This window comes from uncultured Aquimarina sp. (assembly GCF_947492405.1).
In the GTDB taxonomy this organism is placed as follows: Bacteria; Bacteroidota; Bacteroidia; order Flavobacteriales; family Flavobacteriaceae; genus Aquimarina.
In genome coordinates, this window is the sequence record NZ_CANLMP010000001.1 from 629743 (window position 1) to 645013 (window position 15271).

General features: G+C 31.9%; 12 protein-coding genes. 4 read left to right on the forward strand and 8 right to left on the reverse strand.

Annotated features, from left to right (window positions below):
• Positions 1–142: 142 nt before the first annotated feature.
• The gene (locus Q0829_RS02825; protein WP_298539687.1) at positions 143–1219 is read right to left on the reverse strand and encodes a DUF418 domain-containing protein; all 1077 of its coding nucleotides are present in this window, start codon (positions 1217–1219) and stop codon (positions 143–145) included.
• Positions 1220–1375: 156 nt separating this feature from the next.
• Between Q0829_RS02825 and Q0829_RS02830 the strand changes: the two genes are divergently transcribed.
• The gene (locus Q0829_RS02830; RefSeq protein WP_298539690.1) at positions 1376–2053 is read left to right on the forward strand and encodes a class I SAM-dependent methyltransferase; all 678 of its coding nucleotides are present in this window, start codon (positions 1376–1378) and stop codon (positions 2051–2053) included.
• 132 nt (positions 2054–2185) lie between these two features.
• Here Q0829_RS02830 and Q0829_RS02835 read toward each other — a convergent pair whose 3' ends face one another.
• The 7 genes from Q0829_RS02835 to epsC all read right to left on the reverse strand — a co-directional run bounded on the left by Q0829_RS02835 (position 2186) and on the right by epsC (position 10869).
• A complete protein-coding gene (locus Q0829_RS02835; protein ID WP_298539692.1) occupies positions 2186–3580 on the reverse strand; it encodes a S41 family peptidase in 1395 nt (464 codons plus the stop codon).
• A gap of 60 nt (positions 3581–3640) precedes the next feature.
• Positions 3641–4771: an AraC family transcriptional regulator gene (locus tag Q0829_RS02840; protein WP_298539694.1), complete on the reverse strand. Its 1131-nt coding sequence runs from the start codon at positions 4769–4771 to the stop codon at positions 3641–3643.
• A gap of 253 nt (positions 4772–5024) precedes the next feature.
• Positions 5025–5429, reverse strand: coding sequence for a hypothetical protein (locus Q0829_RS02845; protein ID WP_298539696.1), 405 nt, complete (start codon positions 5427–5429; stop codon positions 5025–5027).
• Positions 5430–6492: 1063 nt separating this feature from the next.
• Entirely contained in the window at positions 6493–6996 is a 504-nt protein-coding gene (locus tag Q0829_RS02850; RefSeq protein ID WP_298539699.1) for a hypothetical protein, read from the reverse strand.
• Positions 6997–7143: 147 nt separating this feature from the next.
• Entirely contained in the window at positions 7144–9126 is a 1983-nt protein-coding gene (gene pulA, locus Q0829_RS02855; protein ID WP_298539701.1) for a type I pullulanase, read from the reverse strand.
• A 67-nt stretch (positions 9127–9193) separates the two neighbouring features.
• Positions 9194–10078 (reverse strand): cysteine synthase CysM, encoded by an 885-nt coding sequence (gene cysM, locus Q0829_RS02860; protein ID WP_298539703.1) that lies wholly within the window; start codon positions 10076–10078, stop codon positions 9194–9196.
• A complete protein-coding gene (epsC, locus tag Q0829_RS02865; RefSeq protein ID WP_298539705.1) occupies positions 10078–10869 on the reverse strand; it encodes a serine O-acetyltransferase EpsC in 792 nt (263 codons plus the stop codon). Before epsC ends, cysM begins: the two co-directional genes overlap by 1 nt.
• Before the next feature lie 191 nt (positions 10870–11060).
• Here epsC and Q0829_RS02870 point away from each other — a divergent pair, with 191 nt between their 5' ends.
• The 3 genes from Q0829_RS02870 (at position 11061) to Q0829_RS02880 (ending at position 15177) form a co-directional block, all read left to right on the forward strand.
• A complete protein-coding gene (locus tag Q0829_RS02870) occupies positions 11061–11741 on the forward strand; it encodes a DUF2461 domain-containing protein (protein WP_298539707.1) in 681 nt (226 codons plus the stop codon).
• A 74-nt stretch (positions 11742–11815) separates the two neighbouring features.
• Complete coding sequence (gene gap / locus Q0829_RS02875; RefSeq protein WP_298539708.1) at positions 11816–12805, forward strand: type I glyceraldehyde-3-phosphate dehydrogenase; 990 nt, start codon at positions 11816–11818, stop codon at positions 12803–12805.
• 143 nt (positions 12806–12948) lie between these two features.
• The gene (locus Q0829_RS02880; RefSeq protein ID WP_298539710.1) at positions 12949–15177 is read left to right on the forward strand and encodes a DUF5916 domain-containing protein; all 2229 of its coding nucleotides are present in this window, start codon (positions 12949–12951) and stop codon (positions 15175–15177) included.
• Positions 15178–15271 lie beyond the last annotated feature (94 nt).

Genomic DNA, 15271 nt, shown 5'->3' on the forward strand with positions numbered 1-15271 from the left:
TTATAGCTAAAAACTATTAGATACTAACTTTGATTCTAAGAAAGTTACTAAAATTTAGATTAATGAAGAATACTATCACGATTTATCTTAAAAGGCGTGAAATTTAGATATAAGGTTATCTGAAGTTCTATTTGTTTATTAGTTAATCTGTTACCTTTCGCATAACCCATTCCAATGGACCAGATTTAAAGTATTTCCTCCAAATGACAGCAAATAGTATACATAACAAGCTAAATCCTAAGGCATAGATTACGGAAAATTCAATGGAGTAGTTTCCTATCTTGTTAGAATTTATAACTTCTATAATTCCCATTCCAATAATAACATGTGCTACATAAAAAGTCAATGCCAATTGCCCTGTTTTATATAGTGCATCAACTAATTTATTATTTTCAAAACGCTTAGAAATCAAGATGCACGCAGAAACTATGAATGAAGCAACGGCAATACCATTGAACATATACATCGGTAAAGGAGGCATTGGGTTTGTTCCAAGTATTTGAGTTAATTCATTTACAGACTCTTGGTTTCCTCCTGATAAAAACAAAATTGTAATATAAGAGAGAAGTTGGATTAAGATAAAACTGATTAGACTTATCCAGAGTATTTTTTTTACAAATTTGTTGTCGTGTAAATTTTGTTTACCAAACCAATACCCAAATAACATGAAGGCAGTCCAAGGAATTACCGGATGGAACCCATTGAAAAAGAGATTTCTTAAGAATCCATTAAAACTCCAAAAATGCTCATAATTAAGTGTTTCAAAGTTCCAACCTGTTTCATAATTCCAAAATATTAGTAGTATTGGAAACACTATAATAAAAGTAATTACCGAAGCTAGGATTGTACTTTCTTTTGCATTCAAAAGTAGCATGACAAATAGCATATAAACTCCATAGAAATGTAGAATATCTGCAGGCCAAATTGTGATATAAGAAATCCCAACGATAAATAGAAATAGCGCTCTTTTCATTATTCTTATAAGAACAGTTTTTAATTTAGCTAGGTCATTTTTTTGAATTGCAGAATTGGTCATTAATGCGAGTCCAATACCGGCTAAAACAACAAAAGTTGCTGCAGCTTTTCCATCAAAAATACTTGCTGCTGATTTTACCCAGCTAAGTCCATTAGCACCAAAGACAACCTTAAAATTTACGATAATCATTCCGAAGACAGCTAAGGCTCTTGCAACGTCTATTCCTATTATTCTTTTGTTCATTCAGTTTTTTTCTTTCTATGTAATGCTTCGTATATGTAGAGAATAGAATAAAAATGTTACACAAGTTATTCTTAAATTAAATGGGTTATTGTTTTACTCTTATATTTGAACAACTATAGCTATGGATTTTGGTTTGTATCGTATACTAAAGTATTTATGAAAAAAGAAGAAATTATAATTAAAAGAACTAAGAAGCCATGGCCGACAAAAGATGTGATGGAACAGATTTATGAGAAGAATCTTTGGGGTAGTAATAATTCTGATTTTTATTCAGGAGTAGGTTCACATCTTCCTGAGATCGTAGATCCTTATCTTGATGTTTTGAGAACATTTTTTGAATCCTTAAAAAAACCTATTACTGTATGCGATTTAGGTTGTGGAGATTTTAATGTAGGAAAAGAATTGGTAAAACATACTAAAAAGTATATAGCGGTTGATATTGTATCTGATCTTATAAGCTATAATAAAGAGAAGTTTACAGAAGAAAATTTAGAATTTCATTGCTTGGATATTTCTACAGATACATTGCCCTCTGGTGATTGTGCATTATTGCGACAAGTATTACAACATTTATCCAATACCGAAGTACAGCAGGTATTGAACAAATTAACAGATTTCAGGTATATTATTTTAACAGAACACGTACCTGAAGGAGAGTTTGAACCCAATAAAGAAATTATTTCAGGGCAAGGAATTAGATTAAAAAAACAAAGTGGTTTAAACTTATTAGCTTCACCATTTAATTTTAAAGTAAAAGAAGAAAAACAATTATCATCAATTACTTTAAGAAACCAAGAAGGGGTTATAACAACTACCTTATATAAAATGTTCTAAACGATATTAAAATTTGCTATAATACGTTTTGTGTATTAAAACGGTTGTCCAAGGTTTTATGTGGAAACCAACTAAAAATATGTAACAATATTAGAATAGAATTCTCTTGATCAATAAAACATTAATAACAATTTAATGTATCCTTTTTAGCAATCCTTCTAAAATTTCATCTTGATCGTCCAACAAATGATCTTTAATTTGAATATCTGGCATAACGCCCTTACCATTATCTACGCCACTGATACGCTCTATTTTTCCTTTTGAAACTTCCACAATAATAGCTGTTTTAGGCAATTTATAGTTGTATACTGACGCATAAAGATTAGGGAATTCAGCAGTTTCTTCTCCTACAATAGTACCAAAACCGTAATCTTGAATCTGTGAAGCGGTAACTGTGGATTGTGAATAGGATTGTCGATTTACAAGTACATAGACTTTTCCACGAAAAAGTTTTGTTTTGGCTTGTGGCTTATTAAAGTTGAAATTATAGTCATAAATCTCACCATTTTCGTGCTCTAAGATAGATTTCCAATAAGCTTTTGTGGTATCCTTAGTATGTCTAGTATTTTCTTTTAAATGAGCACTGGTTTTAAGTTGAAATCTTGACGCCCACTTAAAAGGTTTATTGGCTATAAAAGATACTAAATAATCACTAAAAGCATCATCTCCACCGGGATTGTTCCTTAAATCAATGATTAGATTTTTAGAGTTTTTAGCTTTTGTTTGAACAAAAGCAGTATCAATAAATTGTTTATATTGTTCTAATTTTCCACCAAAATGCCCTGGATTTAAATATACTGCATTAGGGTAAAATTTAATCATGCGTTCATAATTTATGATGTCGTAACGTTTCATTTCAAAATCATCTAGAGCATTAATCGCATTGAGTTTAATAACTTTAGATTTTCCATTTTGAAATATTTCAATCTCAAAATTCTTTTGTTCACCAAAAGCAAGCCAATAATATCTTGGAAGCGTCAAATATTCAATTTGAGCATTCTTAAAATATGTTCTTTCTGCTGAGACTAATGGATATATTTTTTCTAAAACTTGTTCAATGCGAAGTCCATTTATACGTTTTAGCTCAGAGCCAATTTGGATATCTTTATTTATTGACCAATTTTTTCTTACCAAAGCTTTACCGTTTTCAATAGCTATTTCTAAAGGGAAAATTGTTCCACCTGTCTTGACATATATCTTGTAAGGTTGGACAAACGAAATTCTGGTATGACCATTATTGGCTTTAGAAACTACTTTCTGAAATAATTTTGTTACTTCTAATTGGCTAAAACTATCTTTTTTAACCTCATTTTTAATAGATTCAAAATTTTGTTCAAACTCCTTTTTACTGGTATAGGCATATAGGTTGAAGTGTGTGTCTTCAAGTGATTTTTTCAAGTATTCCAAGTCTGATAATATTTCCACTTTTGAAAACTGTTGTGCTGAAATTGGAATGTTTATCACACCAATAAAGAATAATAGAAAGACTGTACAATAATTGCTATTGAATAATTTTGTTTTATTCATTTGTAAAAATATTTTTCGTCAAACATATATGATATATAATGTTTAATCGACCGAATGCTTCTAACTGGACGTATTTTTCAACTTTTTAAGATACTCACTAGGAGTTTGTTGCATCGTTTTTTTAAACACGTGGTTAAAAGTGGACTTAGAATTAAATCCGCACTCATAGGCGTGACCAAGTAAAGACATTTTATCTCGTTCTGAAGATTTTAGTCTACTTTTAAATGCTTTTACACGATAAAAATTAACAATGTCGTAAAAATTCTGATTACAATTTTGATTAATCTTTAAAGACAATTCCTTGGGTTTCATCTGTAATAATTCAGCAAGTGTTGACAGGTTAAGTTCTTGGTTGAGATATGGCTTTTCGTTTTCCATAAGCTGTTTCATCTTTAAAAGGAATATTTCATCTTTTTCAATCTCAATATGCGTAGATTTTTTTTGAACAGGTTGTAATTGAACTATGTCACGTTCTTTTTGAATATATCCTTTAAACCCAATCCAACAGGTAACAACAGAAAGTATTACAAAATTTGGTAAAAAATAATGTTCACGAAGATTTCCGTCAAAAGCAAATCTATCTATTTCTGTCAAAATGTTCCACAAGATAAAATAACTTGCAAAAATGATAACAGGCGCTTGTAACCATCTAAGGGAAAGATGTTCAATTTTTGAGTAATATTCTTTGAGTTGTTTTTGGTGTTTGATTAAAATACTCAATGAAATAAAGCTATATATTAAAATAGAAAGAATTCCAATCCATTGTTGCGTTAAATATACATAAGAGTAGGATGGTAATTCTTTTAAGTATAAACCATCTGATCCAATTCTGTAAATGGAAGTTCTATAAAAAATAAATTCAAATACCAATGGTAAGAAGTGGAGGAAATGAAATTTAGTAAATTTAAATTTTGAGGAGGAAATGGATTTAGTGTAAAAATAAAGTGCTGGTCCTATACCGTATAACATCTCCATTTGAATATATCGAAATACATCAAGCCTGCCTTGGTCTTTTAATAGATTAACAATCACTATATTTATTACCATTAGAGCGTAGAAAAACACCAGTATCGAAAGAAAAATATTAGACGATTTTATTGGACGTTTAAAGATAATTAAGCCGCTCAAAATAATAGATTGAAAGGCAAATACACAAATGATAGTAAATAGAATGGGGTTGGATGCAATCATTTAAGATCGTTAGTTTTAATTGATGTCAAAGCCAAATTTAATATTTTAGCGACAAACTAAATAAACAATTGCTTTTCGATTAAACCAACATACTTAATTGTTGTATAGGTTTTTTATTCGCATTCTGATTGAGTTTTTTTGTTTTTCCATTGAATCCAGTATTCCTGCAACCCTTCAGGTGTTTTTTTAATTTCACTAATATCTAAATGATGTCCTCTCATCGTTACTGATGCTAGCTCCTTTTTTCGTTTGTTTAATGCTGGTGTGTGATTCCAACCTCCGACGTGGTCAAAGGATGTATATCCTCACATTTTGAATTTACAGAAGTGAAAGGAATAAGGAGGTGATAAATTACTTTTCCACTTCCCATTCCTTCTGTTGTCATTTTAATTGAAGAAAAATCTACTCTTTTGTACTTATTGTCGTGATAAAGTTCTTTTAATTTATTTCCTACAGCTTGACTCATTTTATTAGAAAATTGATGCGCAATGTCTTTACCATTAATAAACTCAGGCCCTGTGTATGTTCCGCTACAACCTTTTTCGGTACATTCTATTACATTTTCTTTTTGAGTTTGTATTTCAATAGTTTTCTTTTTGTGTTCATAACAACTCACTTGAAATAAACTAAAGAGATAAATATAAATTAGTGATTTCATGTTTTTGAGTTATTATTAGTTAACGTTTAGTATATAAAATAACCGTATCTCATAGGGTGTTATGAAAAAATTAAGCTTATATAGTCATATTTCCAAGAGTCACTGACTTTTAAAAATAGACTTATAGTCTTTTTTTAGATAATAACGTTATTTTAGACTCAGATAAGAGTTGTTAATTTTCATTATTTTCAAAGTTAAAATAATACGCAGATTTTAAATAATCATTTTTCTATTAGTGATGTTTTTGCTTGTGGCTAACACCAAACATATGAATCGGAGCAAGACAAGTAAGCTTAAACTGATTAATTTATATATGCATTTTTTTCTTATTTTTTATAAAAATCTCTCGTCACAGTAAAAGGAAATGACCTTTTGATCTAGCATTAAGCTTTGCTCTGATTTTATATATAATATTATCAGCTGTTTTATTATTTACAATAGCATTCTTTTCTTAGTTCTAAAATATTTGCGTACTGCATTGTTGTATATTTCCTTCTATAATTTACATTAATTAAATATGACTTAGAGTTTTTGATTTTTTTTATTATTATGTTTTTAATATTTTCATCTTGATTATCGTAAGGTATTTCAAATCGTATACATTTTTTATTGAATGTTAGTATAATAGTTTCAGGTTTGAAATTAATAGGAAATAAAATATCATTTTTGTTATTTGAAACATCAAAACATAAATTCTTGTTACCCTTAATTAAATATAAGTTCTTGGCATTTTTAGTATTTATTATTTGAACATAATTTGTTTCTTCTTGAAACGAATTTAGAATAATGAATAATACTATACACAAATTAATTTTTAATACTTTCTTCAAATTATTTAAATTCTTAGCTGGTTATATTTTTTTAAGTTTGTTTACTGTTAACGTTTAATATATGCGCTGAAGCAAAGCAAAACGTTACCTTGTTTTTTGATTTTTCTTGCGCATTGATTGCTATATTTTTCGTTTTGCAAGCATTGTACCTTACCAAAAATACAATAACCATTCGATTTATCACTTAGTTGTTATCAAAGCGTATAACGTTTTGTACAGCGTGATATTTAACTTCATTTTTCTGAGTGAGTGCGCTTTCTATCACTTTTAGTTAACGTCCAAATGTTTAAAACTTCATTTATCAAATTGTTTTGATTATTAGGTTTTATTTTCTCAATTTTCTCAATTGCTAAAGTTGATATTTTATAATCTTTATTATCAATTAAATATCCATCTAAATAAATAGGATTATTTTTCCTAAAACCGAAAAACTGATTAATTTCAGATTGTGTTTTTGATTCTATTGTTTGATCTATTTCAACCAATAATAATCCGAATTCTGTTAAATTAGGAGAAAATTTACCTTTACACTTATTACATTCTTGATCTTTTACTACTGCAACACTTTTCAAGTTCTTCGGGTTAAATGTTGAATACATCATTTTTTCATTTCCAAGAATATTATTGTTAAATAAAACAGTTTTAATTCCAATTTTTGAATTTGGTAGCTTATTAACCTCTTGAGATAAACAATTGAAATTAATTACTAATAATAGAAATAGTAGTTTTTTATTCATTACTAAAATATTGTATAACAGAAGTATATAGTTAACAGTATTACCATTTGTAATTAATTAGAATAGTTGATTGTAAACGAAAATTCTTTAAGTTAAATTTTCAATTTGTCTTCGATTGTATGATTGTCAAAAAACTGGGTTATTATTCTATTCCTGAAATAAAACCATCATCGATATTGGAGGTACCGTTATTTTGCCTTTTACGCTTTTTATTCCTTCAAGATCAAAATCATCTCCTAAAACAGCTACTTGCCAAGTTTCATTTAGCTGATAAGTTATAGCTTTTGGATTACTATTATATACCACAAGAATGTTCTTCCAAGTATCACCATTAGCATTATTCTTTATCTGGTAACTAATCAATCCATTTTCGTCTTCTTTAAACTCTAAGTTTGCCCTCACATCATCTGCTTTAGTCATTCTGAATGCAGCATGTTTTTTTCTAAGAGTTATCAAGTTTTTATAGTATGTAACTACATCAGTATGTTCTTTTTTCCATTTCCAATCGATCTGATTGATACTATCTGGCAAATTATAGGAGTTGTGCTCTCCATTTTTAGTACGTAACATTTCTGCTCCGGCGTGTATAAAAGCCACTCCCTGAGAGGTCATTACAATAGCATTTGTTAGTTTTTGCATCGCGATAAGCTCATCTTTCATTGCATCTTTTCTGGAGATTTTTAGTTTATCGAACACAGTATGATTATCATGACAAGAAACATAAGATACCGACTGCCAAGGTTCATTTGCCCAAGGTGCTTTTGAGTAATTTACCTTTGAATAATCAATTTGTGGATGTTTTATGGATCCCACAATTCCCATTTTAACCGACGCCGAAACATTTTTTGCTCCGCTTACAAAACCAGTACTTTCTTCTTTGAAAACAGAACCTTTTAAACCATCTCTTAAGTCATCACTAAAAGCAGAAATCTGTGGCATGGATAAAGTATTCTTTTTTAGAGCCCTTCTTTCTTCTGGTAGTGGAGAATCGCCAGCGGTCCATCCTTCACCGTAGACAAAGATATTTGGGTTTATAGTCTTTACCCTTTTAGCTACTTCATTCATCGTTTCAGTATCATGAATTCCCATTAGATCAAAACGAAAACCATCCAGGTGATATTCTTTAGCCCAATATGCTACGGATTCTACAATATACTTCTGCATCATTGCTCGGTCTGAAGCCGTTTCGTTTCCACATGCAGAAGCGTCTGACGGTTTACCGTCTTCCCATTGACGATAATAATATCCAGGAACTTCTAGATTAAAATTAGAATTCTCAGTTCTTCCTGTGTGATTATAAACCACATCTAAAATGACTCCGATTCCATTATCATGAAATGTTTTAACCATCTGTTTAAACTCTTTGATTCTTACCTCGGCTTTATATGGATCCGAAGAAAAGGATCCTTCAGGCACATTATAGTTCTGTGGATCATATCCCCAATTAAATTGCGGTATATCTAATTTTGTTTCGTCAATAGAGTAGTGGTCATACGTTGGTAAAAGATGTACATGCGTGATGCCCAACTCTATTAAATGATCAATTCCTGTTGTTATGCTATCAAGACTTTTAGTACCTTTTTCTACCAATCCAAGATATTTACCAGGCTTACTGGATCCAGATTTTGGATGTATTGTCATATCTCTTATGTGCAATTCATAGATAATAGCTTCATTTGGATATTTAAGAGTAGTGCCTTTATCTTGATCCCATCCATTAGGATTTGTGGTTTCAAAATCCAATATCATAGCTCTCTTACCATTTACTCCAGTGGCTTTTGCATAAATACCCGGAGTCTCCTCCAACCATTTACCATCGATCATCGTTTGATAGGTATAGTAAGTACCGTGTAAATCTCTATCAATCTGTAAAGCCCAGATTCCTTTTTCTTCTTGTTTTAGTGCTTCGGTTTCTATGGGAGCCCCACCATTTCCTTCTTTATATAAATGAAGCTGTATTTTTTCTGCAACCGGAGACCATATTTTAAAAGTTGTTGCTTCTTTTGTATAGTCAATCCATAGATTAGCCTCTACAGGTGCGGGATACTCTTCATAACTAGCGTATACTTGTTTCTTTTTAGAACAGGAGATGATAGACAAGATAAAAAAGTACATGAAAATACGTTTCATATGTTGATACTTATGGTTTATAATTGGTTATGGTCGGTTAACTATAGGTTTTAAAATATACTTTTATTTACGAAAATAAATCAGAGCTTAAATATCTGTCCCCACGATCACAAATAATGGCTACCAGCACTCCAGTATCAAGGGTTTCTGCTAATTTTAAGGCTGCAGTGACAGAACCACCACTACTCATTCCAGAAAAAACACCTTCTTCTTTTGCTAGTCTTTTAGCCATTTCTGTAGCTTCATCCTGACTAACTTCTATAACTTGATCTACTTTATCTGGATTAAATATTTTTGGTAGATATTCTTTTGGCCATTTTCGGATTCCAGGAATTCTGGATTCATCTGTAGGTTGCACACCAACTATTTGTACTTCTCGAGATTGTTCTTTGAGATATGTAGAGGTTCCCATAATGGTTCCTGTTGTTCCCATAGAAGATACAAAGTGAGTAATTTTACCCTCAGTATCTTTCCAGATTTCAGGGCCGGTGGTTTTGTAATGTGCTTTCCAGTTATCATCATTAGCAAACTGATTAAGCATTACATAGCCTTCATTAGTCACTTTCGCTTCAGCATAATCACGAGCCCCTTCAATACCAATGTCTTCAGAAGTTAATGTAACCTTTGCTCCATATGCACGCATGGTTTGTACACGTTCTTTAGTAGAGTTCTCTGGCATTACCAGCTCTATATCTAATTTGAAGATTCCAGCAATCATAGCCAATGCAATACCTGTATTTCCGCTAGTTGCTTCAATTAGTTTAGTAGTTTGATCTATATCGCCACGGTCTAATGCAGATTTGATCATGTTATATGCTGCACGATCTTTAACGCTTCCTCCAGGATTATGACCTTCTAGCTTAAGATATAATGTAATATTCGGGTTCTTTATAATAGAAGTAGCCTTTACTAAAGGCGTATTTCCTATAAGGTCTAAAATGCTATGCGACATTAAACAACTTTTTTGATCTTAATTTCTGAAGTATTTGATATAATCGAGTTTTCTGGCACCGAAGACGTAATCCATGCATTACCACCAACAGTACTATTGGCTCCAATAACTGTGGTACCACCTAATATAGTTGCATTAGCATAAATGGTCACATTGTCTTCTACCGTTGGATGTCTTTTTACGTTTCGAAGTTTTCTATCTACATATAGACCTCCAAGTGTAACACCTTGATATATCTTTACATTGTTTTTTATAATTGCGGTTTCACCAATAACAATTCCTGTTGCGTGATCAATAAAAAAAGATTCCCCAATTTCTGCACCTGGATTTATATCCGTACCTGTTAATCTATGAGAATACTCTGTCATTAATCTGGGGATTAATGGTAAACCAAATTTTAATAATTCGTGACTTAGTCTATATATTGCAATTGCATAAAATCCGGGATATGCCAGATACACTTCTTCGATAGAATTAGCAGCAGGGTCACTTTTCATAAAAGAGTCTGCATCTTTATTTAATTTTTGCAAAACCTCTGGTAATTTCTCCAGATAAGATTGCCAGATTTTACTACATGGTTTTTCAGTCTCCCAACAGGCAAGATCAACTAGTTCTTCAAAAGTTTGTTCTAAAATATCAATATTCTCTTCTACTTCAGTATCTGAATCGAATAAGGTATAGAAAAGTAGATTGGTAAAATACTCGGTTCTTTCTTTCAATTGTAGCTTTAGATTGGGATTTTTTTTCTGTTCCTTGATCTTAGCTATGATTTGATCTTTTACTTTAGTCATCGTACCTTTTTTTGAAAAGTCTAGTAAATATATAGAATAAAGAAATAGAGAAGTCTTAATTCGTTATAAATACTTACATTTTTTAGGTAATTATAACAACTAGCACTCAAAATTCCGATATATACATAAATTTACGTTAAACTTGAACAAGGCGTCTAGAATTTAGTAATTTTAAAAATCAAATTTCACATATGAGTACCATACCAAAATCAGCTTTTGAATTTTTAAAAGATTTAAAAAAGAATAATCACCGAGATTGGATGCAAGAACATAAAAAACGCTATCAAGCTAATGAAAAGGAATTGAAGGTTTTCTATGCTGCTGTTGCGGAACGCCTTGGTGAGCACGATGAGATAGAGAAGACAAAAGTTTTTCGTATCAATCGTGATGTTCGGTTTAGCAAGGATAAAACACCCTATAATGTACATCGAAGTGTAAGCTTTAGTAGGGCAGGAGCCCAACGTCGAGGCGGTTACTATTTACGATTGGAGCCAGGAAATTCATTAATGGCTGGTGGTTTTTTTGGTCCTGAACCCAAAGATTTGTTACGTATTCGTAAAGAATTTGAAATGGATGACCAAGAAATAAGAGACATCCTTGCCAATTCGGATTTTAAAAATGCTTTTGGTAGTTTTAATACAGAGTTTCAGGTTAAGACTGCACCCAAAGGATTTAGTAAAGATCACCCTGCGATCGATTTAATTAAAAACAAATCATTTTTTGTAGATCATAAGTTTACAGATAAAGAGGTGTTTGCACCAGATTTTCTGGATAAATTAATCCATCATTTTGAGTTATTACGTCCTTATTTTGATTATATGAGTGACGTGCTAACTACGGATCTAAATGGTGTTTCTTTAATCGAAGAATAATGTAATGTTTATTCATTCGATACGACCATTACATAACAGTTTTAACCACTTTTTAAACCAACAAAAATAAGAATATGAAAAGAATAGCAATTAACGGATTTGGAAGAATAGGGCGTGCCGCACTTAAAGTAATTATGGAAACGCCAGGATTACAAGTAGTAGCTGTAAATGACCTAATGTCTATCGAAAATGCACAGTATCTTTTGAAATATGATAGTGTGTATGGTATTTACGATAAAGAAGTTCGTGTTCACGAAGATCATTTGCATATAGACGGGCAAAAAATACTATATTTCAATCAACGAGATCCCGAACAGCTTCCGTGGAAAGAAAATAGCATCGATATTGTTATCGAAAGTACAGGTTTTTTCACCAACAGTGAAGATGCGGAAAAACATATAAAAGCAGGTGCAACTAATGTTGTAATTTCTGGTCCTACAAAAAGTAAGGATACGCCAACGGTCGTTCATGGTGTGAATACTGAAGACGGAAAGACAGCTATATTTTCATGCGCAAGTTGTACAACTAATAATATTAGTCCTGTTGTTGAGATATTAGGAAGAACGATTGGAGTTAAAAAAGCTATTCTTAATACAATTCACGCCTATACAGCATCACAAACGTTAGTAGATGCACCTTCTAAGAAAAACCCAAGAATGGGTAGAGCAGGAGCAATCAATCTTACACCTACATCTACGGGCGCTGCGGTTGCCACAACTAAAGCATTACCACAGTTTGACGGTAAGTTTGACGGTATCGCGATTAGAACACCGGTTCCTGTAGGTTCTATTAGTGATGTTACATTCATTGCACAAAGGAATACTACAGCAGAAGAAATTAATGAAATTCTTCAGAAAGAGGCGAACACAGATCGATATCTTAAGGTATTAGATGTTACTTATGAACCGATCGTTTCTTCTGATATTCAGATGAATCCATATGCTGCTACTGTTGATGCTTCTATGACAAGAGTTGTAGACGGAGATTTAGTCAAGGTAATGATCTGGTATGATAATGAATGGGGATTTACCAATCAAATGATTCGACAGATTTTAGAGTTATAATAATTTATTTGATTTTATAATCTACAAAGTATCCACTTGTTTTGTTTGTAATAATTTTAACATAAAGTTAATTTTCGTATTCTATTTTTGAGAATTCAATATTAAAATAAGCAAAAATCAAAAATTAATACGAAAGTTTCAATATGAGGTTTTGGATCGTTATACTCTATATAGGTTGGGGGTGTCAAAGTTATGCCCAATCAGGAAATACTGAAAAAAAATCTTTTGTAGTAGGAACTACTAACGAAACCATAAACATTGATGGTCAATTAGATGAAGCTGTTTGGACAAAATTAACTCCTGCGAAGGATTTTGCTCAATATTTCCCTAATGATTCTCTGCCAGCTGCTGCACAAACAGAAATCTATATGTGCACGGATAAAAAGAATTTATATATAGGAATTAAATGTTATGCAAAGGGAAATGATTGGGTTGTAGAATCTTTACGCAGAGACTATAGAGCCGGTGGGAATGATAATATTACGCTATTGTTTGATACTTTTGATGATGAAACAAATGCTTTTTATTTTGGAATCAATCCAGAAGGTGTTCTAAGAGAGGGGACCATTAGTAATGGAGGAAATATGTTTCAAGACTTTTCTACTTCGTGGGATAATAAGTGGAGAGGAAAAGCCAAGAAGTATGATGGTTATTATACTGCTGAATTAGAGATCCCTTTTAGCACATTTAGGTACCCGATACCTTCAAAAAAGTGGGGATTTACTAGCTATCGATTCGATACACAGTCTAACGAAATTAGTACATATCCAGGAACACCTCGTAATCAGGTAGTATTTACTTTAGCGTATACTGCAGATATGATTTGGGAAGAAGATTTGACGACCAAAAGTAGTGCGATTTCTTTAATACCTTTTGTTTCATCAGGAATTAATAAAGATTATGAAGATAATACTCCTACAGATGAGATTTTTGAAGTTGGTGGTGATGCTAAGATCGCTTTAACACCAGGATTGAATCTTGATTTAACTGTAAATCCTGATTTCTCACAAGTAGAAGTGGATGAACAAATCACGAACCTGGATCGTTTTGAAATCTTTTTTCCAGAAAGGAGGCAATTCTTTTTAGAAAATGCCGATCTCTTTGGACAATTTGGTTTTTCTAATATCAATCCATTCTTTTCCAGACGTATTGGAGCATCAGAAGATGTTACTACAGAAGAATTGGTACAGAATAGAATTTATGGCGGATTGCGTATTAGCGGAAAATTAGATCCTAAGACAAGAGTAGGTTTATTGAATATGCAAACTGAATCCAGTAAAAAACAGGGGATACCTGGAACTAACTTTGGAGTAGCTGTTGTACAGCGTAAAATTGGTATACGGTCTAATATCGGAATTATTGCCGTCAATAAACAGGCTGTCAATTTTGATGAAAATTTAGATACATTAGATATTAATCGGTATAACAGAATGGCTGGTATTGATTATAATTATTCTACACGAAGTAACACCTGGTTTGGTAAAAGTTTTGTTCACGGAACTTTTACCCCTGATACAGATATTGCAATTGCTCAAGGAACAACGGTTAATTATAATACTAGAAAGTTTGGAGCACTCTGGAAACACGAATATGTTCATGAAGATTATAATGCAGAAGTAGGATTCGTGCCAAGAACTAATTACTTTAGAATAAGCCCTAATGCAGAATTACGTTATTATCCTCAGAATGATTTTTTGAATAATCATAGTTATGGAGCAGAGGCAGATATTTTTTGGCGCCCCGGATTTGGTAAAACAGATCATTTTTTGTCTGTTGGATGGGGTGGGGAGCTGACTCAAAGATCAAACTTTGGATTTAATCTGAATCATAGTTATGTATATTTATTCGACCCTTTTGATCCCACGGGTACTGATTCAGTAGAATTGGCGGCTGATCAAGACTTTTCTTGGGTTAGTTTTACCGGAAATTATAGAAGTGATAGAAGAAAAGTGTTCAGTTGGAATGTAAGTCCATACATTGGAGAATACTTTAATGGTTGGCGCTACGGTACCAGTGGCGGTTTTAATATGCGTTTTCAACCTAAGGGTTTTTTCTCTTTAAACTATGCTGTGAATGTGTTTGATTTACCACATTTGGACGGAACAAGACAAACCTATTTGATAAGTCCAAGAATAGACTATACTTTTTCTAAAAGTTTGTTTACCTCAGTTTTTATACAATATAATTCTCAAAATGATAATACGAACATCAATGCTCGTATTCAATGGAGATTTGCACCTGTATCTGATTTGATTCTAGTGTATACAGATAATTACCTGACCGGCGATGTGGATGATCCGATGAATCGATTTGCTTTTGATGTGCGTACTCGATCTATAGTCTTAAAGATTACATATTGGCTCAATCTGTAGCTATGTAAAAAAACTGTCTGATAAAGACAGTTTGTCTGTCATTTCGAGCGGAGTCGAGAAATAATAATTGTTGGCTCTTAATATATTTCGACTC